Source organism: Microcystis sp. T1-4, assembly GCF_000297435.1.
Lineage (GTDB): Bacteria > Cyanobacteriota > Cyanobacteriia > Cyanobacteriales > Microcystaceae > Microcystis.
In genome coordinates, this window is sequence record NZ_CAIP01000425.1 from 1 (window position 1) to 23,879 (window position 23,879).

Annotated in this window: 23 protein-coding genes and 1 pseudogene; 15 read left to right on the forward strand and 9 right to left on the reverse strand. The window is 43.7% G+C overall.

Annotated elements, in window-relative coordinates; all coding sequences use genetic code 11:
• Positions 1-22: 22 nt before the first annotated feature.
• Entirely contained in the window at positions 23-3,268 is a 3,246-nt protein-coding gene (gene carB / locus MICAI_RS21125; protein ID WP_008206888.1) for a carbamoyl-phosphate synthase large subunit, read from the reverse strand.
• Positions 3,269-3,555: 287 nt separating this feature from the next.
• Here carB and MICAI_RS21130 point away from each other — a divergent pair, with 287 nt between their 5' ends.
• Positions 3,556-4,596, forward strand: a complete 1,041-nt coding sequence (locus tag MICAI_RS21130; protein WP_008206890.1) for an adenosine deaminase — start codon at positions 3,556-3,558, stop codon at positions 4,594-4,596.
• A 71-nt stretch (positions 4,597-4,667) separates the two neighbouring features.
• On the opposite strand, the gene MICAI_RS21135 is transcribed toward MICAI_RS21130, so the two are convergent.
• Both MICAI_RS21135 and MICAI_RS21140 read right to left on the reverse strand, forming a co-directional pair.
• Complete coding sequence (locus MICAI_RS21135; RefSeq protein ID WP_008206891.1) at positions 4,668-5,075, reverse strand: MAPEG family protein; 408 nt, start codon at positions 5,073-5,075, stop codon at positions 4,668-4,670.
• An 8-nt stretch (positions 5,076-5,083) separates the two neighbouring features.
• Entirely contained in the window at positions 5,084-5,590 is a 507-nt protein-coding gene (locus MICAI_RS21140) for a hypothetical protein (protein ID WP_002741066.1), read from the reverse strand.
• A 58-nt stretch (positions 5,591-5,648) separates the two neighbouring features.
• On the opposite strand from MICAI_RS21140, the gene MICAI_RS27625 reads away from it, so the two are divergent.
• The 5 genes and pseudogenes from MICAI_RS27625 to MICAI_RS21160 all read left to right on the forward strand — a co-directional run bounded on the left by MICAI_RS27625 (position 5,649) and on the right by MICAI_RS21160 (position 9,327).
• Positions 5,649-5,774, forward strand: coding sequence for a hypothetical protein (locus MICAI_RS27625; RefSeq protein WP_255348766.1), 126 nt, complete (start codon positions 5,649-5,651; stop codon positions 5,772-5,774).
• 28 nt (positions 5,775-5,802) lie between these two features.
• Complete coding sequence (locus tag MICAI_RS21145) at positions 5,803-7,044, forward strand: GNAT family N-acetyltransferase (RefSeq protein WP_008206896.1); 1,242 nt, start codon at positions 5,803-5,805, stop codon at positions 7,042-7,044.
• Complete coding sequence (gene ruvX / locus MICAI_RS21150) at positions 7,044-7,481, forward strand: Holliday junction resolvase RuvX (RefSeq protein ID WP_008206898.1); 438 nt, start codon at positions 7,044-7,046, stop codon at positions 7,479-7,481. Before MICAI_RS21145 ends, ruvX begins: the two co-directional genes overlap by 1 nt.
• 87 nt (positions 7,482-7,568) lie before the next feature.
• Positions 7,569-8,177 (forward strand): annotated as a pseudogene (locus tag MICAI_RS21155) (IS607 family transposase).
• On the forward strand, positions 8,155-9,327 hold the full coding sequence (locus MICAI_RS21160) for an RNA-guided endonuclease InsQ/TnpB family protein (RefSeq protein WP_008206903.1): 1,173 nt from the start codon (positions 8,155-8,157) through the stop codon (positions 9,325-9,327). Before MICAI_RS21155 ends, MICAI_RS21160 begins: the two are co-directional and overlap by 23 nt.
• 85 nt (positions 9,328-9,412) lie before the next feature.
• Here the strand turns inward: MICAI_RS21160 and MICAI_RS22680 are convergent, their stop codons facing one another.
• From MICAI_RS22680 to MICAI_RS21180, 4 genes are all read right to left on the reverse strand, one after another.
• Entirely contained in the window at positions 9,413-10,261 is an 849-nt protein-coding gene (locus MICAI_RS22680; protein ID WP_008206905.1) for a TPM domain-containing protein, read from the reverse strand.
• Positions 10,258-11,520, reverse strand: a complete 1,263-nt coding sequence (locus tag MICAI_RS21170) for a vWA domain-containing protein (protein WP_008206907.1) — start codon at positions 11,518-11,520, stop codon at positions 10,258-10,260. Before MICAI_RS21170 ends, MICAI_RS22680 begins: the two co-directional genes overlap by 4 nt.
• Positions 11,521-11,831: 311 nt before the next feature.
• Complete coding sequence (locus tag MICAI_RS21175; protein WP_008206910.1) at positions 11,832-12,647, reverse strand: prohibitin family protein; 816 nt, start codon at positions 12,645-12,647, stop codon at positions 11,832-11,834.
• Positions 12,648-12,802: 155 nt separating this feature from the next.
• Positions 12,803-14,026, reverse strand: coding sequence for a methionine gamma-lyase family protein (locus tag MICAI_RS21180; protein WP_008206912.1), 1,224 nt, complete (start codon positions 14,024-14,026; stop codon positions 12,803-12,805).
• A gap of 119 nt (positions 14,027-14,145) precedes the next feature.
• On the opposite strand from MICAI_RS21180, the gene MICAI_RS21185 reads away from it, so the two are divergent.
• The 4 genes from MICAI_RS21185 to MICAI_RS21200 all read left to right on the forward strand — a co-directional run bounded on the left by MICAI_RS21185 (position 14,146) and on the right by MICAI_RS21200 (position 19,101).
• Positions 14,146-14,979, forward strand: coding sequence for an acyl-CoA desaturase (locus tag MICAI_RS21185; protein ID WP_008206913.1), 834 nt, complete (start codon positions 14,146-14,148; stop codon positions 14,977-14,979).
• 484 nt (positions 14,980-15,463) lie between these two features.
• Positions 15,464-16,636: a 1-deoxy-D-xylulose-5-phosphate reductoisomerase gene (dxr, locus tag MICAI_RS21190; RefSeq protein ID WP_008206915.1), complete on the forward strand. Its 1,173-nt coding sequence runs from the start codon at positions 15,464-15,466 to the stop codon at positions 16,634-16,636.
• A gap of 482 nt (positions 16,637-17,118) precedes the next feature.
• On the forward strand, positions 17,119-18,414 hold the full coding sequence (proA, locus tag MICAI_RS21195) for a glutamate-5-semialdehyde dehydrogenase (RefSeq protein WP_008206918.1): 1,296 nt from the start codon (positions 17,119-17,121) through the stop codon (positions 18,412-18,414).
• 15 nt (positions 18,415-18,429) lie between these two features.
• Positions 18,430-19,101: a riboflavin synthase gene (locus MICAI_RS21200; protein WP_008206920.1), complete on the forward strand. Its 672-nt coding sequence runs from the start codon at positions 18,430-18,432 to the stop codon at positions 19,099-19,101.
• A gap of 62 nt (positions 19,102-19,163) precedes the next feature.
• Here MICAI_RS21200 and MICAI_RS21205 read toward each other — a convergent pair whose 3' ends face one another.
• On the reverse strand, positions 19,164-19,634 hold the full coding sequence (locus MICAI_RS21205; protein WP_008206922.1) for a PIN domain-containing protein: 471 nt from the start codon (positions 19,632-19,634) through the stop codon (positions 19,164-19,166).
• On the reverse strand, positions 19,634-20,809 hold the full coding sequence (locus MICAI_RS21210) for an ImmA/IrrE family metallo-endopeptidase (protein WP_008206924.1): 1,176 nt from the start codon (positions 20,807-20,809) through the stop codon (positions 19,634-19,636). The genes MICAI_RS21205 and MICAI_RS21210 overlap by 1 nt, the downstream gene beginning before the upstream one ends.
• A gap of 243 nt (positions 20,810-21,052) precedes the next feature.
• Here MICAI_RS21210 and ahcY point away from each other — a divergent pair, with 243 nt between their 5' ends.
• From ahcY to MICAI_RS21230, 5 genes are all read left to right on the forward strand, one after another.
• Positions 21,053-22,330 carry an adenosylhomocysteinase gene (gene ahcY, locus MICAI_RS21215; RefSeq protein WP_008206926.1) on the forward strand — a complete coding sequence of 426 codons (1,278 nt, stop codon included), beginning with the start codon at positions 21,053-21,055 and terminating at the stop codon, positions 22,328-22,330.
• A 224-nt stretch (positions 22,331-22,554) separates the two neighbouring features.
• A complete protein-coding gene (locus MICAI_RS21220) occupies positions 22,555-23,160 on the forward strand; it encodes a DedA family protein (RefSeq protein WP_002784839.1) in 606 nt (201 codons plus the stop codon).
• A complete protein-coding gene (locus tag MICAI_RS27630; protein WP_255348767.1) occupies positions 23,161-23,283 on the forward strand; it encodes a hypothetical protein in 123 nt (40 codons plus the stop codon).
• A gap of 19 nt (positions 23,284-23,302) precedes the next feature.
• Positions 23,303-23,602, forward strand: coding sequence for a hypothetical protein (locus MICAI_RS21225; protein ID WP_008206929.1), 300 nt, complete (start codon positions 23,303-23,305; stop codon positions 23,600-23,602).
• The coding region (locus tag MICAI_RS21230; protein WP_039900664.1) for a type II toxin-antitoxin system VapC family toxin at positions 23,599-23,879 on the forward strand (281 nt) is incomplete at its 3' end. The genes MICAI_RS21225 and MICAI_RS21230, both read left to right, overlap by 4 nt.

The window sequence follows — 23,879 nt, forward strand, 5'->3', positions numbered from 1 at the left end:
AACTGATAACTGATAACTGAAATTAGGCGAGATAATCCTGTAAAGCTTTCACCTCTAAAGGTTGGGATTGCAGGGATTTTAAGGCCGCTACCGTCGCTTTTGCCCCGGCGATAGTGGTGATAATTGGTAACTTATAATCGAGGGCAGTACGGCGAATTTGTCGGCCATCGTTTTGGGATTCTTCACCACTGGGAGTATTGACAATAAACTGAATCCAGTCATTTTTGATCCAATCGATAACGTGGGGGCGGCCTTCGTGAATCTTTAGCACTAAATCGATATTTTCGCAACCGTTTTCTAACAAAACTTCACGAGTTCCCGAAGTGGCGACGACGCGAAAACCGAGGGATTGCAGATCCTTAACCACGGGAACCATGGGGGTTTTATCGCGATCGTTCATCGAGACAAAAACCGTCCCACTGGTGGCTAAAATCACGCCGGCGGCCATTTCCGCTTTAGCGAAAGCTTTGCCAAAATCGCTGTCAATCCCCATTACTTCCCCTGTAGAACGCATTTCTGGCCCTAGGAGAGTATCAGCACCGGGGAACTTCTGGAAGGGTAAAACCGCTTCTTTTACGGCAATATGACGGGGAATTGCTTCGCTGATGATACCCAATTCTGCTAGGGTTTTGCCCGACATGACGAGGGAGGCAACTTTTGCTAAAGGAACTCCCGTTGCTTTGGAAACGTAGGGAACAGTACGACTAGCGCGGGGATTCGCTTCTAAGATATAAACTGTCTCTCCCTGCACCGCATACTGGATATTCATCAAACCGATTACTTTTAAAGCTTTCGCTAGTTCCACCGTCCATTGTCGAATTGTGGTTAAAACCGAGGCGCTCAGGGACGTATGGGGGATAGAACAGGCAGAATCGCCCGAATGTACGCCCGCTTGTTCGATATGTTCCATTAATCCCCCGATAACTACCGTTCCCGTGGCATCTGACAGGGCATCCACATCCACTTCGATGGCATTTTCGAGGAATTTATCGATTAAAATCGGGTGATCCGGTTCTATCTGTACCGCATACTTCATATAGCGTTCCAATTCGCTATCGGAATAGACGATTTCCATTGCCCGACCGCCCAAAACGTAGGACGGACGTACTACTACAGGATAACCGATGCGTTTAGCCACTGCTTGGGATTCTTGGAAACTGCGGGCAATACCGTTGGGGGGTTGCCGTATATCTAATTGTCGGAGGATTTTTTCAAACCGTTCCCGGTCTTCGGCAGCATCGATCGAATCCGGTGAAGTTCCCCAAATTTTGGTATTTACGGGACAATTAGGCGATTCTAAATATTTTTGCAGGGGAACGGCCAGTTTTAAGGGAGTTTGCCCACCGAATTGAATAATTAAACCCTCTGGTTGTTCCGCTTCGATGATATTTAAGACATCTTCTTTAGTCAGGGGTTCAAAGTAAAGGCGATCGCTGGTATCGTAATCGGTGGAGACAGTTTCCGGATTAGAGTTAACCATAATCGTCTCAAAACCAGCTTGACTGAGGGAAAAAGCGGCATGACAACAACAGTAGTCAAATTCTATCCCCTGACCGATGCGATTGGGACCACCACCAAGGATCATCACTTTGCGTTTATCGGAGGGTAAAACTTCCGATTCCACCTGTTCGTAGGTGGAATAATAGTAGGGTGTTAGGGCTTCAAATTCCGCCGCGCAGGTGTCCACCATTTTATAAACGGGAACAATACCTAAACCCTTGCGATAACTTCTCACTTCGTCCTCGCTGCTGTTGGTGGCGAAGGCGATTTGGCGATCGCTAAAACCCTGTTGTTTAATGACGAATAGGTCCTCTTGGCGGAGACTTTTCAGGGGAGTTCGTTTGAGAAACTTCTCAGTTTCCATCAAATCGGCCAATTTATCGAGGAACCAGGGATCGATCCCGGTTAGTTCGTGGATTTCCTCCCCATTCATGCCCAATTTAAAAGCATGATAGATACTATAAACTCGTTCGGGGTTAGGTGTCCGCAAACTAGCCCGGACTTCCGAGAGGGGGGGGAGAGTTTCGACTTTATCGCAACCAAAGCCAAAACGGCCTGTTTCTAGGGAACGCAGGGCTTTTTGAAAGGATTCTTGGAAAGTTCGACCGATAGCCATGGCTTCCCCGACGGATTTCATCTGGGTAGTTAGAATCGGTTGGGAGCCGGGGAATTTCTCGAAGGCAAAGCGAGGAATTTTGGTGACGACGTAATCGATAGTCGGTTCAAAGGAAGCTGGGGTTTTTTTGGTGATATCGTTGGGAATTTCGTCTAAAGTGTAGCCTACGGCTAGTTTAGCGGCAAATTTAGCGATCGGGAATCCCGTGGCTTTCGATGCCAGGGCCGAAGAACGGGATACCCGGGGATTCATCTCGATCACGATTACGTCGCCGTTAGTGGGATTAACGGAGAATTGGATGTTCGATCCGCCGGTTTCTACGCCAATTTCCCGAATAATTGCCTTAGAATAGTCCCGGAGGCGTTGGTATTCTTTATCGGTTAGGGTTTGGGCGGGCGCAACCGTAATCGAGTCGCCGGTATGGACCCCCATGGGGTCAAAGTTTTCGATCGAACAGATGATCACCACGTTATCGGCTAGATCGCGCATTACCTCTAATTCGTATTCTTTCCAGCCAATTAGAGATTTTTCGACGAGAATTTGCGATGTGGGCGAACAATCTAGACCATACTGGGCCATCGGTTCAAATTCTTCTTGGTTATAGGCAATACCGCCCCCCGTTCCCCCCAAAGTGAAGGCCGGCCGGATAATGAGGGGATAGGAACCGATCTGATGGGCGATAGCTTTTGCCTCTTCTAAATTGTTGGCAATCCCCGAAGGACAGACGGGAACACCGATTTTTTCCATTGCTTTTTTGAATAGTTCCCTATCTTCGGCTTTTTCAATAGCGGGAAGTTTTGCCCCGATCAATTCGACGTTATATTTTTCTAAAACGCCGCTTTTGGCCAAAGCGACGGCGGTATTTAGGGCCGTTTGACCCCCCATAGTCGGTAGAATCGCATCAGGACGTTCTTTGGCGATAATTTTTTCGACAATTTCCGGCAGAATTGGTTCAATGTAGGTGCGATCGGCCATTTCTGGGTCGGTCATGATCGAGGCGGGGTTAGAATTGACTAAAATTACCTCATAACCTTCTTCTCGTAGGGCTTTACAGGCTTGAGTTCCGGAATAGTCGAATTCACAGGCTTGTCCGATGACAATCGGGCCAGCACCCAAGATTAGGATTTTCTGTAAGTCATCACGGCGTGGCATAGGCTTAGGTTTGCTTGAGGATAAACCCCAATCATTGTATATGTTGTCACTCTCTATTCCCTAAAGCTTTATTTAGGTTTAATGACCTTATTCTAGCCTTCAGCCTTGAATCAGTGATCGGTGATCAGATCTGAGCCTTGCACTAGCGACTGTTCACTATCTCCCCGCTCCCCAACACCCAACCGATCACTGGATAGGTACTAATAATATTTGGCAACAATTGTCAAACAATTGTAAAACTTCGTTATATTTAAGGAACATTTGAGAGACTAAGGAGCAGCGGAGTTGTGGCTTTATACGCAGATTTGCATCGGCATTTAGGGGGATCGGTAGTACCGAGAATTCTCTGGCGCTACTTTCACAGACATGAGCGGGATTTAGCGGCTAAATTCCCGGAATACCCCGCTTTTGAGGAATTTTACACCCGCGAACGCAATAGTTTAGATGAGTATTTAGAATTACATACCCTAGTCGAAAGTGTTCAAACCGCCCAAACTTTGCCCTATTTTATCTATCGTCTGATTCGCGGTGCTTACATCTTCGAGAATCTTGCCTATTTAGAATTGCGCTATACTCCCTACTATCGCACCGACGAACATTTGAACCAAACAGAGCGAATCGATCAAATGCGATCGATTGTCGATATCGTCGGTCAAGCCTCGAAAATGAGCGAATATCCGATTATTACCAGTCAAATTCTCTGTATGCACTCGCGACTTCCCTACGAAGTCAACAAAGCGATCGTTGATCTGGCCCTAGGGATGAGAGAATACGTCTGTGCGATCGATATTGCTGGGGGTGATTCCCACTACCAAACTCGACTAGAGGAATTTGCCGGTTTATACAGTTATGCCAGGGAAGAGGGTTTAAATACCACCGGCCATCTTTACGAAACAAAGGACGGTTGTTATCCCCAATTACTGCCCTATCTGCAAAGAATTGGTCACGGTATTCAAATTCCCCTACAATATCCGGAATTGCTGCCGGAAGTTGCCCGTCGTCATCAATGTTTAGAAGTCTGTCCCACCACCTATTTAAAAACTGGCACCCTTGAGAGTTTATCGCAATTAAAGATAGTCTTCGATCGCTGTTTTGAAGCGGGGGTTGATATTGCTATCTGTACCGATAATGCTGGTTTACACAATGTCCGGCTGCCCTTCGAGTACGAGAATTTACTCACCCTGGACGTGATCGATTTTCGACAATTACAAGCTTGTCAAGATGCGGCTTTTCGTCATGCTTTTGCCTGGCCCTATAGTCAAAAACCCGCCTCACTTTTAACTGGTTTGTTATCAGTAGATAATCCCAAATTACCGGTTTATCACTGACAAAATTAACCTTAGTTCGGGTTAGGCAACTTTTAACCCGATTTCCTATCGGGGTTTTTGCCCCTCCCGAACTACTGAATCTTGATTAAACTCAACCCAAAGAGAGTATAGGTACACAGAGAACCAAGACCGAACATCAGGGAACGAGCGATCGGGACATTAGTGATATAAAAAAGGGAAAATAAAAGCCGGAGGATCACGAAAGCGATCGCACAGGTAGCGGCCAGGGATGAGGAGACTCCTGTAACGTAGGCCATGAGAGCGGCGGCACTATAGATCATAAAGGTTTCAAAACCATTTTGATGGGACCAAGTTGCTCGTTTAGCGTAGTCTGGGAGTTGGTCGAACATGGCCCGGGGGGCGGAGGTATCGTAACCCACCTTAGCCCTAGCGTAAGCGACCAGCAGAAAAGGTAGATAGACAGAGATAGCGGCAGCCACTATCGAATAGAGAAGAATGGCACTGACGGAGAGATTCATCGCTGAATTTAGTCAAAATAAAATAGGGTAACTAGCTTGCGTTGATCTTCCGCTTCCGCGCAGGTTTGCAAAAGGGTTTGACTGTCGTGGAAAGCAAAACAGATTAACTGTTGACAACGATTAATAATCTCCCGATTACAGAGGCTGCTGGCTTCCCCTAGGGATAGATGGTCATTTTCGGGACATTCCACCAGATGGATAACCTGCTGGAGTTGTTCTTGGGATTCCAGGGGCTGGCGATCGAGACTTTGGGGTAAGATCACGGTTAACAGATTAGGATCTGCCCGCATTGCCCCCTTAATGACGGCGGAATTGGTTCCCGTCGCCCCGGAGGTCATAATCCGATTGCCCGCCAGCACGAGGGCATAGGCCATCATTTCGATCAATTGTTGGTGTGTGATGGGAACGTGACGGGAACCCAATAAAGCGACGCGCTTAGAACCGGTCTGCTGAATGGCGGCTAGTTCTTGAGCTAGAGTGTCTAGGGTGTTAGTGGTATCTACAGATTGACTCAAAGACTTTTACTGCAAATTCGGACTGATTAACCGTCCGTTATTGTAGCATCGAATGGTCATGATCGGAAATTTGGCCCAAAAAACCCCAGCTACCGATCGAGGTGTTCTTTCTGTGGTGGTCCCCTATGATCCCTCAGAAATTGTTATTGGTGGGGAAGTGCCTCTAGATTCTACGGTAAGATAGGTGCATAGACAATACTTACCCCAGAGCCATGAACACTTCTCCTGTTCCCCAAGGGGACGATTTCAGCGATCGCCCAATCCGTCCCGTACAATATCGGGATTTGGAAGACATTGAAGCTTTAACCCTAGATGACTTCGATGAGGAGATCGATCGTCGCGCCCAAAATTTCCGCACGCGGGTGCAACAGGTGCGGCCTTGGTTTGGGTTGTTTAAAATTCTCAGTCTTTTTCCTAATCCTCTCCAACACCGTTTTCATGTCTATGTGGCTGAGTCCATCGCCAATCGGGGAGAAGAGGGGAAAATTCGCGGGGCCATCCAAGTCACCCCTTTTAATAGTAGTCGCAGCACTTGGCGGGTGGAACAGGTGCGGGTGCATCCGGCGGAGTCTTTAAGCGAACCCAAGGGCATCGGGGCGCAATTACTGCGTTATTGTCTAGAAACGGTTTGGGAAGCGCGCACCTGGGTGTTAGAGGTTAATATCAATCAAAAGGACAGTTTGGCGCTTTTCCGGCAACACGGTTTTCAGCCTTTGGCGGAATTAACCTATTGGTCTTTGCCGCCGCAATTATTACAGGAATTGAGCAAACAAGAGGCAGATTTACCGAATTTACTGCCGGTGAGCAATGCTGACGCTCAATTGCTCTATCAGTTAGATTGTGTGTCTATGCCGCCCCTACTGCGTCAGGTATTTGATCGCCATATCCAGGATTTTAAAATCAGTTTAGTTGATAGTTTGTTCGGTCGCTGTCAAAGTTGGTGCGGCGGTCCACAAATTAGTCGCGGTTACGTTTTTGAACCGCAACGAAAAGCGGCGATCGGTTATTTTGAATTAATCCTATCTAATCAGGATGAGCGACCCCATCAAGCGAAATTAATTGTCCATCCTGCCTACACTTGGCTCTATCCTAAGTTATTAATCCAGATGGCCCAGCTCGCTCGCAAGTATCCCCCTCGATCGCTAGAGTTGATATCTGCCGATTATCAGCACGAAAGACGGGAATATCTGGAACAATTGGGAGCGATCCGCAGTTCCCACACCCTGATGATGTCGCGCTCGGTATGGCACAAAATCCGCGAAACTAAGCCAGAAAATTCCGCCCTCGCAGAAATGCTGCAGGGTTTACAATCGGTGCCGCGAACTCCTATCCCTAGTCGGATGTCTTGGTTAAAATGGCCTAATAATCCCCCCCTGGACCCCCTCGACAGTCCGGGGGAACTTCCCCCAGTTAAACCGCCCTCGGAACCCCCCGATCAGGGGCATCCAGTGTAATGGAAAGGGTCGCCGCCTTGGGCTTGGATATCGGCAAAAAACGGGTAGGAGTGGCAGGATGTGACGGCACCGGTTTAATCGCCACCGGTTTAACCACGATTATCCGTTCTTCCTTTGTTGCCGACATAGCACAGTTTGAGGCAATTGTCAAGGAAAGAAATATTAAGATTTTGGTAGCGGGACTGCCCTATACCATGGCCGGGGAGTTAGGATTTCAGGCCCAACAGGTGCAAAAATACGCCCAGAAACTAGCGATCGCCTTAGATTTGCCCCTAGAATACATTGATGAGCGTTGCACGTCCCTAGAGGCGGAAGAATTCTTAAAAGCCAAAAAACAGTTTTCCTCTTGGGATAAGGGAGCGATTGATCGGCAAGCGGCGGCGATTATTTTACAACAATGGCTCGATCGCCGACGGCGAGTTAATACTGTTGTTTGAGGAGATAACGGCAAGGGTTAATCACAGAAACCAAAAACCTAACTAATACTATCCAAAATTACTCATGACTTATGCTATAATAGCTTTATGAGTAAGTTGACCAGATCAGAAGCTGCTAAATTAAAAGGTGCAAGCGTATCGACATTAAGGCGTTGGGAGTCTGAAGGTAAACTAATTCCAGAACGGACTGCTAATGGGCATCGTCGTTATACAGTCTCTCAGTTGCTTGGAGTAAAAGAGAATCTTTCCTATACTGTTGGCTATTGTTGTGTTTCTAGTCATGATCAAAAGAAAGATTTAGAACGTCAAAAAGAAGTTGTCGAATTGTTTTGCGCTTAAAACGGTTGGCAAGTTGAAATTATAGACGACTTAGGTTCAGGACTTAACTACAACAAAAAAGGATTAAAGCGATTAATTTGATTGATTGTTGATAGTAAAGTAGAGAGATTGGTCTTAACTCATAAGGATAGATTACTTAGATTTGGTAGTGAACTAATCTTTAGTCTGTGTGAGCAATTCGGAACTGAAGTTGTCATTATCAATCGAACTGAAGACAGTACATTTGAGGAGGATTTAGCGCCAGATGTCTTAGAAATCATTACGGTATTTTCCGCTAGATTGTATGGCTCTAGAAGCCATAAAAATAGAAAAATCGTAGAGGAGTTAAGAGACGTTGCTACTAGGATTCAAGACTGAGTTAAAACTAAATAATCAACAACGCTCATTATTAGCCCAACACGCAGGAACCGCACGTCATGCTTGGAATTGGGGTTTGGCTTTAACCAAGCAAATTTTAGACCATAATCAAGCTAACCCTGATGAAAAAATCAAGTTTCCTACGGCTATTGACCTTCATAAATGGTTGGTAGCATTGGTAAAATCAGAGCATGATTGGTATTATCAAGTGTCTAAATGCGCTCCCCAATGGGCGTTAAGAGCTTTATCCGATGCTTGGAAAAGATGCTTCAAGAAGATAGCTAAACCACCAAATTTCAAGAAGAAAGGTAAACAGGATAGTTTCACTTTAGATGGGAGCATTAAAATTGCCCATCAAAAGATAAAAGTTCCTGTGATTGGTTGGTTAAAAACTTACGAGCGGCTACCTGATGGATACCAGCCAAAATCTGTTACTATTAGTAAAAAAGCTAATAGGTGGTTTATTAGTTTTAAGATGGAAGTTGAACAGCAAACAACCAATAAAACTCATGATGTAGTTGGTTGTGATCTGGGAATTAAATCTTTGGCTACTTTATCGACAGGTGAAACGTTTGAAGGCTCTAAAAGTTATCGTAAATACGAAAAACAATTAGCCAGACTTCAATACTTGAACCGACATAAGGTAAAAGGTTCAAATAATTGGAACAAAGCCCAACGGCAAATAGCTAAACTTCATTTTAAAATAGCTAATATCCGTAAAGATACGTTACATAAACTCACCACTTATTTAGCCAAGAACCACGGCCAGATAGTAATTGAGGATTTAAATGTGTCTGGGATGATGGCTAATCACAAATTAGCTAAAGCCGTTCAGGATATGGGTTTTTACGAGTTCCGAAGACAACTTGATTATAAAACTCAGTTGTATGGTTCGGAATTAATCATAGCCGATAGGTGGTTTCCTAGCAGTAAAACCTGTTCCAATTGTGGGTACAAAAAAGAGTCTCTATCTTTAACTGAAAGAGTTTTTGAGTGTGAGCAATGCCATGTAGTTTGCGGTCGAGACTTGAACGCTAGTCTAAATCTAGCTTCTTTGGCGGTGAGTTCCACCGTGTCAGCTTGTAGAGTAGATAGTGCCGACACTACTACAGTGAAGCAGGAAGTTAACGTCAAATTTGCTCATGAGTAGATTTGAGTAAGTTTAACAGAACGGAACTGGTAGCCAAAGCCTCTATTGACACTCCCCGAAGCGCTCATGGGAGGGAGTGTCAACTCTACCAATCACCGCCGCCGCCACCATCGCTACTGCCACCGCCGAAATCACCACCATCATAACCGCCACCACCATAACCACCACCATCATAACCGCAATAGTCGCTATTGCCGTTGCTGCCGCCACCGCGGCCACCTCGACCATTGCCACCAACGGCACAACGAAAACAAACAAGACATAGAATCAACATCGAGGGAAAAAACACCCCCACGATCAGGATAGCCAAAACAAGATAACGAGTGGACATTGCGATTTGAGGATTAAATTCAGTTTGAGGCTTAAATTCAGTTTGAGGCCTAAATTCAGTTTGTCGCAACCCATAAGCACCACGGAGAAACCCGCTCACAACTGTTACACCTGCTCGAATACCCTCTTCGTAGTTTCCCGTTTTGAAGCTGGGAATCATGTAGGTGTAGATAATATCCTTAACCTGAGCATCGGGTAAAAATCGTTGGACTCCATAACCGGTCTCGATTTCTATCCGTCTATCCTTGGGGGAAACGAGGATTAAAACCCCGTTATCTTGCGATTTTTTGCCGATTTTCCACCGATTAAATAGGGCTGTGGCGTAGGCTTTGGGGGTAGGATAGGGTAAGGTATCGGGGACGGTGACAACAGCAATTTCTGCGCCGGTTTCTGTCTCTAATTTGGCTATATCATCGGAAATTTGCGTAACAGCCGCCCGACTTAAAATATTAGCTCGATCGCTGACCCATAATCCCCCGTGCGGATTTAGTTTCGGTATTTGTTCGATGGGAATAGCGTTGACTAAGGGGGGTAAAATAACAGGGGGAAGAGCGAACATTGTCACCAGAAAAATTCCTAGGGGCAAGGGGCGAATTTTAATCATTTTCCTGTCTCTCCATCGGTTTGTAGTCTTGTTTTAGCAATAATGCGGGTTTTCTTTAAATCTCCTTCGCTCAATTCTTCTCCCACCTGTAAACGGGTGGCATTAGTTTGGAGGACAGTGGCGGCGTTTTTTTCTCCCAATTGTAAGGCAGTTTTGGCCGCGGTTTGTAGCATGGTGGCGGCGGCTGCTCGATCGCCCTGTTTTAATTTTTCTTCGGCGATTTGGGTTTGACGATATTTGGCTAAAGTCAGAATCGATTTCTGAACTTGATCGTTTAATTGGGATTGATAGAGAGCTTGGGAGGTGATATCAAGGCTAACAGTCGCACTTTCTAGCCCTTTTTGACCAGAAGCGGGATCATCGTAGCGAATCTTCACCTTAGCTATGGTGTGAGTACCGGGGGGAATTTGGTCAATATAGAGATTGAGGAGGAGAATTTTTTCTTCATCTATCATTAAATCCCCCAAACGGGTGATGTAAAAATTGCCCTCTTTTTGTAGGCTCATTTCTATGGTTTCTGGGGCAACTTGGGCGATGGGTTTTAAGTCGGCTAAATGAGTCCGAGCATCTAATTCTAATTGCAGGAAAGCGTTAGTTAACCGCACAGATTGCAGCCGGTTAAATAGACGGGTAAATTCAATTAAAGCCTGTTCAGGTCTTTCGATATAGGATAAACTTCCGCCGGCGATATCGGCAATTTTTTCTAGGACATCTTGATTCCAGTGATCGCCAAAACCGAAGGTATTTAAGGTGATACCGTACTCAGCCGCTACTCCTGCCAATTTTAAACAGCGTTGATTATTTCCGTGTTCATTTTCACCATCGGTAAGCAGAAAAATATGAGACACATAACCTTTGCTGCCGGTAGAAATTTCTTGAATGCCTAATTTTATCCCTTCATCGATCGCCGTACCTCCTCCCGCTTGTAATTGTTGAATTTTTGAGCGAATTAAAGTCAGATCATCCTGTGGCGATTGGGAGGGAAGAATAACTTTGGCGCGATGATCGAAAGCTATCATCGAGAGACGATCATTAACACCGAGGGATTCTATTAAACTTAAAGCCGCTTTTTTGACCGTTTCTAGGGGTTTTCCCTGCATAGAACCGCTATGATCGAGAACTAAACCAAGATTAATCGGTAAATTCGTGTTGATCTGTTCACTGGTTGCGGCGATCGATAGCATCAGTTGACGTTGACTGCTGCTTTGATTAGCATCGATATTACTGTCACTCAAGGCTGATTTTAGAATTACCCGCATAAGAGCTTGTGGTCGTTGATATTTATATTGTAATGAGTATAGTTAGATTTGTGGTTATTTTCCCGTCCGGCATCGAGTTAAAAAAGTTCGAGAAGTGGCTGCATCTCATTTTTGTCAATCTACGATACTCACCTGTGGTTGTTCATATATTGGGAATAATTTAAAAATCACTGATAATTCCCGATTGTCGATATTTTTACTAAGTTAAGATGCAGCCCCAGCAGTTCTTGTGGGAAATTTTACCTTAGCCAGTCGGCCCTATTCTTTCGTGGAAGTCGTGGTAAAATCTCTTTAATGCGAACTAAAGTTATTTACTTTTTTTGAGATGATAATAAATTGGAATCGATATTGATCAGGGGAAGGGAGCCTGAACCAGCCATGACGATAGGAAAACGTCCATCCCACTTTTCGATTGCTCGTTGTTGTAAAATTTCTGCTGTTAGGTTTTGGCGCAATAGTTTTTGAGCTTCTGCCTGTCCCTTCGCGCGGTTGATTTCCGCTTTAGCTTCCTGTTCTGCTTGTTGTGCGCAAAAAGCAGCTTCTTGTGCCTTTTGTTCTGCTACTTGTTTGGCTTCAATCGCCGCGTTAAACTCTTCGGAAAAACCAAAATTAACGAGAGATACATCATTGATAATTATCCCATAACGTCTTAATCTTTCGGCGAGGGAAGTGTCAATTTCACGCTTGAGTTCTCCTCGCTCTTGCAAGATATTCTGTACGGGACGTTGTGCTGTTGCCGCTTTGACAATTTCCGATACTGCTGGATTTATAATACCAGAGACAATCACATTTATATCCCCAACTTGTTGATAAATCTGATTAACTTTGTCGGGGTTGATGTGCCAGTTAACGATAATAGTTGTTTCCACATCTTGCAAATCTTTAGAAGCTCCTTTTGCCTTTACTTCCGTTGTTTGCACTCGAACGTTGAGGGTCTTGATCTTGGTGACAATCGGTATAACAGGATGAATTCCTTCATCGAGGATTTGTTTTTGCACTTTGCCAAAGTACATGACAACGCCGCGTTCGCCAGTATCAATAACGGCAAAAGGGCGCAGTATGGTAGTAAAAGCTAATATTAAAATTCCCCCCGCTATGAATGGGAACATATTGCGATTGTAATTCATGACAACTCCTTAGATATTTGATCGGTTTTATCGTACCACTGTTATTATAATCCTGTTTAAAAAGTATGGGAAAGTGGGGAGAAACAATCCATAACTGAGTTTTTAAAGTTCGATTGGGATTAACTAGAGGAGAGAAGGAAAGTGAGAGGACCGGTTTAAGATAAAGCGGCGATCGCTTGTTCTAGGGCTAGGGAAATATGAGTCCAATGGGTTCCCCCCTGACAAAAAACGATATAGGGTTCCCGTAGGGGTCCATCGGCGGAGAATTCCGAGGTGCTGCCATCGATAAACGTGCCACCAGCCATCACTACTTGGCTCTCATAGCCCGGCATTTGGGCAGGAATGGGGTCTAAGTAGGAACCGATGGGAGAATAGGCTTGAATGGCTTTACAGAAGGCGATCAGCTTATCGGGGGAACCGAGTTTAATTGCTTGAATAATATCGCGTCGAGGCACAAAAGGAGCAGGATTGACCGGATAACCCAACTTATCGCCCACATAGGCAATTAAATGACTGCCTTTCATCGCTTCTCCCACCATTTGCGGTGCTAGAAACAATCCCTGATAGAGAAGACGATTTTGGTCAAAAGTTGCCCCTCCCTCCCCACCGATCCCCGGTGCTGTCAGACGATAGCAGGCCATTTCTACTAATTCCGCTTTACCTGCTATGTATCCCCCGGCCGTAACGATTGTACCTCCGGGGTTTTTAATTAGAGAACCGGCCATTAGATCTGCCCCCACATCGGTGGGTTCTTGGGTGCTGATAAATTCTCCATAGCAGTTATCGACAAAACAGACCGTATTCGGGTTTTGTTGTTTAACTATACGGACAATTCTCTCGATTTCGTCAATAGACAAACTCGATCGCCAGGAATAACCGCAGGATCTTTGAATATGTACTAAACGGGTTTGGGGTTTAACTGCTGTTGCCAAGGCCAACCAATCGATCGCACCAGTAAAATCTAGCTCTAATTGCCGATAACTAACGCCAAAATCCTTTAAAGAACCTTGACCACTGCCCCTAATCCCAATTACTTCCTCTAGAGTATCGTAGGGCGCACCGGCTACCGCTAACATCTCATCCCCCGGTCGGAGAACCCCATACAAGGCACAGGCGATCGCATGGGTTCCTGAAACAAATTGTACCCGCACCGCTGCCTTTTCGGCCCCCAGGGCTTGGGCGAACACTTGATCTAAAGTATCCCGTCCCAAGTCATCATGACCATAACCGCTAACACTAGCAAAATGATGCACCCCGACGCGGTTTGCACGGAAAGCAGCGAGGACTTGACGGAGATTTTCCTTGACCTGTGCGTCAATTTCCGAAAAGATGGGGAGTAGGGCCTTTTCTGCCCTGTGGAGTAGAGGGGGGATATCCATCAAACAATAGACTGTGATATTTGTTACTATTCATTAAGCGTCAAAGTTCCCCCTGTGTCAAATCGAGACAGATAAGACGATGATGCTCTGTCTCCTGTTGTTTCCCTTTGGGTTATTCAATGACTGTTGCGACTTCCGAAAAACTTCCCATCGACTGGGTGACTCTCATCTACATGGCTTTTATCCACTTAGTGGCTCTTTTAGCCTTCTTGCCTGGCAATTTTAGCTGGGGCGCTGTGGGAGTGACATTGATTCTTTATTGGATTACTGGGGGTTTAGGAATTACCCTCGGTTTCCATCGTTTGGTTTCCCATCGGAGTTTTAAGACTCCCAAATGGTTAGAATACTTTCTGGTTTTGTGCGGAACCCTCGCTTGTCAGGGGGGTGCGATCGCATGGATAGGTTTACATCGTCTTCATCATAAATATTCTGATACTGCTCCCGATCCCCACGATTCTAATAAAGGTTTTTGGTGGAGTCACATGGGTTGGATGCTTCACGAAATTCCTGCCGACGAAGAAATTGCCCGTTTTACCCAAGATATCGCCGACGATCCTTTCTATAAATTCTGTCAAAATTATTTTGTTCCTATCCAAATTGTTTTAGGCTTAATTCTCTATGCTATGGGTGGTTGGCCGTTTGTAATTTGGGGAATTTTTGTTCGCTTGGTCTTAGTTTTCCACTCCACTTGGTTTGTCAACAGCGCCACTCACAAATTTGGTTATGTTAGCCATGAATCCCACGATAATTCTAAAAATTGTTGGTGGGTTGCCCTCTTAACTTTCGGTGAAGGTTGGCACAATAATCACCATGCCTATCAGTATTCTGCCCGTCATGGTCTAAAATGGTGGGAAGTTGACCTGACTTGGATGACCATTCGTCTGCTGCAAATTCTGGGATTAGCTACTAATATTAAGTTGCCTCCCACCACGGCAACGGCGACAGAAAGTTAGTTTTATTTAGTGGTTAAATAGATGATAAATCTAGCCGAACTTAAGTTTAAGTTCGGTTATTTTCTCCGACTTAACCCAAATCTGACGGCTTTTCCCACGGCACAACTGAGGAATATAGGTAATGCGAATCCTCCCCCAAAAAACGAAATCATTGATAGGATAAACTTGATTATTTCCCCCTCTGCCGAACATTGACTGGGGAAAGCGCAACCCATCGGGCCAAGAGCGAAGGATAACCAACCAAAAACGTAAACACACAGGGGAAATAAGAGGCAAAAAACCAGACCCCCCGCTAGACAGCCTAATCCATTAGCCTTTCTATTCGATTCTCTCACCATCTCTATCGCTGACCCTTTCTAAGTCGCAGCATAAAAAAGTTAAAATAGCAACTTTTTTAACAAATATTTAATATTTACGCCGATGTGCCGGAGAGACCCCAGAGAACGTATATTAAAAGCTAATAGCCAAATTATAGTAAGTTTCTATGAAAAAAATCTCGATTTTAGGCTCTACAGGCTCGATCGGAACTCAAACTCTCGATATTGTCACCGATCATCCCGATAAGTTTCAAGTGGTGGGATTAGCCACGGGTAATAATATTCAACTACTATCGGAGCAAATTCGGCAATTTCGCCCGCAAATCGTGGCGATTAATAACGAAAGTCAACTAGAAGACCTAAAAAGCCTAATTTCCGACCTTGACTATACCCCGATTATCCTAGCAGGAAAGGAAGGAGTAATCGAAGTGGCCCGTTATGGCGATTCCGAAAGCGTCGTCACGGGAATTGTCGGTTGTGCGGGATTGCTGCCGACAATTGCCGCTATTACTGCTGGTAAAGATATTGCCCTCGCTAATAAAGAAACCCTGATTGCTGGCGGTCCAGTGGTGCTGCCTTTAGTGGAAAAACACCGAGTTAAATTATTACCTGCTGACTCGGAACATTCAGCTATTTTTCAATGTTTACAGGGAGTTCCCACCGGGGGATTAAAAAAGATTATTCTCACCGCTTCTGGGGGTGCTTTTCGGGATTTACCCGTGGAAAAATTGTCACAAGTAACCGTAGCTGATGCCCTGAAACATCCTAACTGGTCGATGGGCAGAAAAATCACCATCGATTCGGCTACTTTAATGAATAAAGGTCTAGAAGTTATCGAAGCTCATTATTTATTTGGTGTCGATTATAATGCGATCGATATTGTCATTCATCCCCAAAGTATTATTCACTCTTTAATTGAGTTACAGGATACCTCGGTTTTAGCCCAATTAGGCTGGCCCGATATGCGTTTACCCCTGTTATATGCCTTGTCTTGGCCTGAAAGAATTTATACCGATTGGGAACCTTTAAATTTAGTTAAAGCCGGCAGTTTAACCTTCAAAGAACCCGATCATCAAAAATATCCCTGTATGGGATTAGCTTATGCGGCCGGCCGCGCAGGTGGGGCAATGCCAGCAGTATTAAACGCGGCCAATGAACAAGCGGTAGCATTATTTTTAGAAGAAAAGATTAGCTTCTTAGATATTCCCCGGGTGATTGAAAAAGTGTGCGATCGCTTTGCAATTCATAACAGTTCTACCCCTAGCCTAGATGACATTTTAGCCGCCGATGATTGGGCGCGTCAAGAAGTATCTAACTGTCTGATTGCCAATCCGGTCTAGATAGTCTATATCCTGTAGGGATGTTAACTATAATGTCTCTACAGATATAGGATAGAAAAATCACTAATTTCGGCTATTTTTTCTAGTTAACTAGATTTATGATGATCATGACAAGAGTTGATAACCTTCAATAAACCTCGAAAATAAAGATTAAATTGCCTAAAATCAGGGTTTTCTTATTCTTTGTGTGATAAGTTTAACTTATATAGGATCGATCTTTGTGTCCTTTGTGTCTTTGTGGTTCGTTCTAGTCGCTCGCTGGCAGGACTGTATCTTAGAGTACATTTTACCCACCAAACTCAAGAGAGCCAAATCTGTAAATAGACCATTTAATTGACTATTATTCATTCTTAATTCTCCTGACTACTGACTCCTAACCCTAACAACAATTTTTGATTTTTACAATGAGGTCTAATGACCCTGAAGCTTTCTCAAAAATAAGATAAAATAAACAAGATAGCGGTTATTACTTTTAATTTTCTATGGTTACAACTTCTCTATCCCTCCCCGAAATCGCCAGAGAAACCCGTCAAGCGAGTCGTCAACTGGCTATCCTGACTAACGAAGAAAGGAATGAAGCTTTAGAGGCTATTGCTGAGGCTTTGACTGCCAATGCCGATAAGATACTAGAAGCTAATATCGCCGATGTTCAAACAGCTAAGGCGATGGAATTATCCCCAGCTTTATGTGCGCGATTAGAGTTAAGTTCTGGCAAATTAAAAGCCGCTATTGCCGGGGTGCGAGATGTGGCTAAATTAGCAGATCCTTTAGCTACGATGCAAATTAATCGGGAATTAGATCAAGGTTTAATTCTGCGGAGAATAACCTGTCCTTTAGGGGTTTTAGGGGTTATTTTTGAAGCTCGTCCCGATGCTTTAATTCAAATTACCAGTTTAGCGATAAAATCTGGTGATGGCGTTATTTTAAAAGGGGGGAAAGAGGCGCTCCGTTCTTGTCAAGCTTTAGTAAAAATTATTCATCAGGCCTTGAGTGAAACTAAAGTTAATCCAGCGGCGGTAAGATTATTAACAACACGAGAGGAAATTCAGGAACTATTAAAACTTGATCAATACATCGATTTAATAATTCCTAGAGGTTCTAACGAATTTGTGCGTTATATCCAAAATAATACCCGTATTCCCGTCCTCGGTCATGCCGATGGTATCTGTCATCTCTACATCGATAAAGAAGCCGATTTAAGCAAAGCAATTAGGATTACCGTTGATGGTAAAACCCAATATCCTGCCGCTTGTAATACCATTGAAACTTTATTGGTTCATCAAGACATCGCTAGACAATTTTTACCCGCAGTGGCCCGAGCATTAGAGGAAAAAAAGGTTAAATTATTGGGAGATGAAGCAACTCGTCAGATTATTAACGTACCATCGGCCACAGAAGAAGACTGGCAAACCGAATATAGTGATTTAATTCTGTCAATTAAAATTGTTGATAGTCTAGAATCGGCAATCGAACATATTAATTATTACGGTTCTCGACACACGGAAGCCATTGTCAGCGAAAATTTTAACACGGCCAAAACCTTTAGCGATCGAGTCGATGCCGCCGGAGTTTTTCATAATTGTTCCACCCGATTTGCCGATGGTTTCCGTTACGGTTTTGGGGCCGAAGTGGGTATCAGTACCCAAAAAATGCCCCCCCGTGGTCCGGTGGGATTAGAGGGATTAGTGACCTACAAATATCAATTAGTGGGAGATGGTCATATTGTCGCCGATTATTCTGGGGAAAATGCCCAATCTTTCACTCATAAGGATTTATAGTCGAGAAAAAAGCCGATGTTTACAGGATTAATTCAAGCCTTGGGAAAAATTCGGGTCGTGGATACTGATAGACTATATTTGTCTGTATCTTCTGATACAATTCTCCAAGATTTAATGATTGGTGATAGTGTGGCTGTGGATGGAGTTTGTTTGACAGTTGAGGAAATTCTCCCAGAGGGTTTTGTGGCCACCGCTTCCCCAGAAACCCTACAGCGCACTACTTTGGGACGAAGGATTAAAACAGAAACCAACGTTAACCTAGAAACCTCTTTGCGGGTGGGTAGTAAAATCGGCGGTCATTTTGTCACCGGTCATGTGGACGGAATTGGCTGTTTAGTCGAATCGATAATCGTGGCTAATTCGTGGGAAATGACCTTTGCTGCCCCTAGTTCCCTAGAAGAGCAGTGGAATAACTACATAGCTCGTTATATCGTCGGTAAGGGCAGTATAGCTGTTAATGGCATTAGTTTAACCGTGGCCGATTGTGATGCCTCCGGCAGCTGGTTTAAAGTGGCTGTCATCCCCCACACCTACGCCGAAACCAATCTTTCCCATTTAAAATTAGGCGATTGGGTGAATCTAGAAGGGGATATTTTAGGCAAATATGTGGAAAAATTGCTAGGAATGCGCTCTTATCACCCTCCTAGCGAGATTAGCCTAGAATTTCTGGCTGAACATGGTTATTAGTTTTCCAGAAAAAGCCTTTTCAACATATAAATTTATTGGCAATTTATCCATTAATTTTAGTTTTAAAATTGCCAACCTTCCCGCTCCATTAAACCCTGAACATTGGTACAATCGATAGAAAAGTGTTGACAGACTGTGGGGATTTTGGGAGCATTAGGCTTCAAGGCTTCTTCGGTAATTACGCAACCGTCTTTTATCTTGGCACAGGCAATAATAAATGGGTCAGCCACTGGCTTTCCTTGTAATCTTGCTTTTTCACTCACTAAATCCTTAAAGTTTCTTATAGAAAAAATTTCAGGAATAAATAAAGTTTCCTGAGCAGTGGGTGGTAAAAATATTTGTTTATTGAAGTCTATCCAATCTAAAACAAATTGTTTATTATTGCCATATTCTACTTCTTTAAGCACTTCGCGTACTGATTGTAGTTTACCTTCTGACACAAGCAAATCGATTTTTTGCCAAACGGTAGGAAAACTTTTGGGAAAATAGTTTCCTAAGACCTTAAAACTACTTGTGTCAAAAATGTAAACCATCAAAACAGTCCTTTGTCTAATAAATATTGTTCAAGTTTTTCCACCGTAGCAACTTTTTTAATGTTTAGATAATCAGCAACACGCTCGATATCGTATTGGCCTTGATAGTATTTATTGAATACCAGTTTTAGGTAATTTTCTCCCAAATATGTCGCCTGATTAGCATAGGGATTACCGCCAGATTTTTCATTTTTGTCCTGACTTTTTCCCACCTGCTCACTGTACCACTCGCTTACTTTAAGACTATATTCTTTCTGAGAAATAAAGTTATTATCTAATAGTTTTCGTAAAACTACTTCTCGACTAACCTTATAATCACTGGAAATTTTCGAGATAATTTTATCGTTAACTATTGTTTCTCTGATTATCTCAGAAAAGACATGATTAGGAAGCAAAAACTCTGCAGCAAATTTATTACAAAATATCTCGATATATTTATTTTCTCCTTGCAAACTATTAATATATCTATCGTCAGACTTAGTAATTCCATTAGTCTGCAAAAGAATATGTGCTAATTCATGAAAAATGGTAAATATTTGTCTAGATTTTTCCGTGCTATTATTAAGATATATGATCGGAAATTCAATATCTATCAAGCAAAATCCCGAAATTTCTCGCTGCTTAAAAGAACGCTTAAAAATAAAAATACCGGCTTCTTCCACGGCACTCCGCCATTTTTTTAAGGCAGTTTCCTGATCATTCCAGGTCAGTTGTTCTTCTAGAGTAACGTTTAAATAATTTCTGATCTGTTCGGCTAATATCCTTAAATCATCACTAGAGCTAACCGCAATATCCTGAAAGATTTTCTTGGTACTAGGATTAATACCATTATTAATTTCCTGTAGCGACAATTGCATCGCTTTTGCTTGTCTTAAAGCATAGATAGTATCGGCGGCCAGGTTTTCGATTTCAAAGTCTGGCAAAGTTCTAAATTCTTGTTTTTCCTCCGCTTCTAGGGGAGGTTCTGGGAAAAAGAATAAAGCGAGAGGACGTTTATATATTTCTGCTAACTTTTCCAATTGACTATAGGTAGGAAAGTCCTCTCCTGACTCCCATTTCTCGATAAGAGAAACATCTTTTTTAAACTTGACCGCCACAGACTCAAGAGAATATCTCGCCCTTTCTCTTGCCCATTGGATTATCTTGGGATTAACGCCTGTCAGTTTCTCGCCCATCAGTTTATCTTATCATCACGAGATAGAGATTTCTAGCTTAATTTAGATCATAAAGTAGTTTTATTGTACTATATGATTATCTAAAATAGAGACAATGTACCGATTTCTGGATAGGTCAGCGAGGGATTGATAACTTTTTCCTATATAAAAAACCAGTGGAAAGCTTGACATTAGCCAAAATACCCAGACAATGTTAAGTTAAATTAACCAATAGCCTAGGCTTGTATTTAAGGAAAACCCCTTATGGTAGCAACACCAGTTCAACAGAAATACGACATCAAAGATATTAGTTTAGCCCCCATCGGCAAACAGCGCATCGAATGGGCCGGTCGGGAAATGCCCGTTTTGCGTCAATTAGCCGAACGTTACGCCATCGAAAAACCCTTTGCTGGACTGCGTTTAGTCGCTTGCTGTCACGTTACCACCGAAACCGCTAATTTGGCCATCGCACTAAAAGCCGGTGGCGCTGATGCGTTACTAATTGCTAGTAATCCCCTTTCCACCCAAGATGATGTGGCCGCTTGTTTAGTCGCTGATTACGGCATCCCCGTTTATGCAATCAAAGGGGAAGATAACGACACCTATCACCGTCACGTTCAAATCGCCCTCGATCACAAACCCCAGATTATCATCGATGATGGTTGTGATGTGGTAGCCACCCTAGTTAAAGAAAGAAGTCACCAATTACCCGACATTATCGGTACTACCGAAGAAACTACCACCGGTATCGTCCGTTTGCAAGCCATGCTCAAAGCCGGGGTCTTATCCTTCCCCGCAATGAACGTTAACGACGCAGAAACCAAGCATTTCTTTGATAATCGCTACGGTACAGGTCAATCTACCCTTGATGGTATCATTCGCGCCACCAATATCCTCCTTGCCGGTAAAACCGTGGTTGTGGCTGGTTATGGTTGGTGTGGTAAAGGTGTGGCTATGCGGGCCAAAGGTTTAGGCTCTAATGTAATTGTCACCGAAATCAACGCCGTGCGTGCCATTGAAGCGGCGATGGACGGTTTCCGGGTTATGCCCATGGATGAAGCCGCTAAAGAAGGCGATATCTTTATCACCGTCACTGGTAACAAGCACGTTATCCGGGCTGAACATTTTGACCTGATGAAAGATGGGGCGATTGTTTCCAACTCCGGTCACTTTGATATTGAAATCGACCTGCAAGCTTTAGGCGCAAAAGCCGATAATGTTAAGGAAGTTCGCAACTTTACCCAACAATATAGCCTAAAAAGCGGTAAATCCATCGTTGTTATCGGTGAAGGTCGCCTAGTTAACCTGGCAGCCGCCGAAGGTCATCCTAGCGCCGTTATGGATATGAGTTTCGCTAATCAGGCGATCGGTGTAGAATACTTGGTTAAAAATAAAGGTAAATTAGCCCCCGGTATATACTCGATTCCCTACGAATTAGACCAAGAAATCGCCCGCTTGAAACTACAAGCCATGGGGATTGAAATCGATACTCTCACCGAAGCCCAATTAGAATATATCAACTCCTGGACTTCCGGAACCTAATATCAGTTATCAGTTATCAGTTATCAGTTATCAGTTATCAGTTATCAGTTATCAGTTTTTTAGCCGTCAGGAGTCGGTCGTCAGGAGTCGGTCGTCAGGAGATTGCTTTGATTTATTCTTGCCACTCCCCCACTTCCCCACTTCCCCACTTCCCCACTTCCCCACCCCTAACACCCAACCCCCTTTTTTTAACTTTAAAACTGTTTTCTAAATCATAAAAAAATATGACTGAATGGATTACAAATACAATGACTTCTATGGGCTATTTAGGCATAGCTCTATTAATGTTTTTAGAGAATCTTTTTCCTCCCATTCCCTCAGAATTAATTATGCCCCTGGCGGGTTTTACCGTCCATGAGGGACAAATGGAATTTATTCCGGCAGTGGTAGCGGGGATTTTTGGTACGGTCATCGGAGCGCTACCTTGGTATTATCTCGGTCGGGTTGTGGATGAGGAAAAAATTGAAAAACTAGCCGATAAATACGGCAAATGGATTACCGTTTCCGCTAAAGATATTCAAAAAGCTAATCAATGGTTTAACCGTCACGGTAGTAAAGCGGTTTTACTCTGTCGTTTGGTCCCCGGAGTGCGAACTTTGATTTCCCTACCTGCCGGGATGAATCACATGGCGATGATTCCCTTTTTAGTTTACTCCACCATCGGCACGACCCTCTGGGTCGTTTTTTTAACGGCAGCAGGTTACTTTTTAGGGAAGAATTACCCCCTTGTGGAAGAATATCTGGCTCCCGTCTCAAAAATCGCTCTACTTGTCCTCGTTATCTGGTTTATCCTCTGGATTATCCGCAAACGTAACCGCCGGTATGAGTAAATGTTGATAAGAGGTGGTGCGTTACGACGGATTGTCACCTTCGAGTCACACCAGCAATTTTTGCCGTCTAACGCACCCTACGTTTTACTACGTTTTACTGCTTATAAAGGGGCAAAAGGATAAGAATATACGAGGTTTTAATATGCCAAAAATTAAACTAAGTTCTCAGATTGGTAGAGATGGAATCTTACATTTAGATATACCGTCCGATTTTAAAGACACTGAAGTAAATGTTACAGTAACCGTTGAAGCGGTTCAAGAAGTCAGTGAAGATTTAGCAAGTAGAAAAGAGGAAAGAAAACCTCGCTATAATGCCTGGGGCAACCCAGTAGTAGAGCAATCTATTACCCAAGCTATTTCAGGAATGCGCCGCCTTCAAAAAACTGTAGCTTTACCTAAAAGTGAAATTCGTGCCATGCGAGAAGAAGGGAGGCGGTTTTGATTGAGTTCGTTTTAGATTGTTCGGTAGCAATTAGCTGGTGTTTGGTCGATGAAGATAACGATTATGCTAACGCAGTATTAGACATAATGCCAAACGCCGAAGCATTTGTTCCCGAAATTTGGTCTTTAGAGATTGTCAATAATCTCCTAGTCGCAGAAAGAAGAAATCGGATGACGGTCGAGCAAACTCAAGCATCGATTAATTGGTTACAGTCTTTACTTATTACTATTGATTCTTTAACTTCAGTCCAAGCTTTTGGCAGGACTTTAAGTAGGTA